This window comes from Xenorhabdus sp. TS4, from assembly GCF_014467265.1.
GTDB classification, from domain to species: Bacteria; Pseudomonadota; Gammaproteobacteria; order Enterobacterales; family Enterobacteriaceae; genus Xenorhabdus; species Xenorhabdus ehlersii.
Genome location: NZ_NKHQ01000065.1, coordinates 1 through 642 on the forward strand (window position 1 = coordinate 1; position 642 = coordinate 642).

General features: G+C 47.7%; 1 pseudogene. It reads right to left on the reverse strand.

The window, feature by feature from the left end:
- Positions 1 to 3: 3 nt before the first annotated feature.
- Positions 4 to 642, reverse strand: a pseudogene (locus Xets_RS14145) (IS5 family transposase); the annotation flags it as partial.

Sequence of the window (642 nt, forward strand, 5' to 3'; positions counted from 1 at the left end):
TCGTCATGAGATTTTCAGCCAAAGGACAAGGCAACGGATTTGCACTGCGGCAAGAAAAGACGCGCTATTTTTTGCATAGCGAGTGGCTATACCACGCCAGCGCTTAAGATGAAGGAAAGCATTTTCAACCAAATGGCGAAGCCGATAGAGTTCACGATCATATTCTCTGGCGACCTTCCGATTTTTCCGGCTAGGGATCTGGACTTGCATGCCCTGTTGTTTCGCTTTTTCTACTATTGCATTGCTATCATAGCCCCTGTCCGCCAATAGATGCTCTGCATCGAGTCCTTTAATTAAGGCCTCAGCTTGTGAACAATCTGCTGGGGTACCGCTTGTAATAACAATTCTGACCGGCATACCATGCGCATCCACGGCCAAATGTATCTTGGTATTGAGCCCCCTTTTGTGAGCCCCATCTCCTGATTACCCCCTTTAGCGCCTGTCGCATCAGGATGAACCTTAATATGGCTGGCATCAATCATTAACCACTCGAAATCGGGGTCATTAACCAATTGTTCGAGCAGTTTTTCCCATATCCCTTTATCTCTCCAGCGACAAAAACGGCGGTGGGTATTTTTCCAGTCACCATAATCAGTATGTAGGTCTCGCCAAGGCGCACCCGTCCGTAAAATCCAAAACACC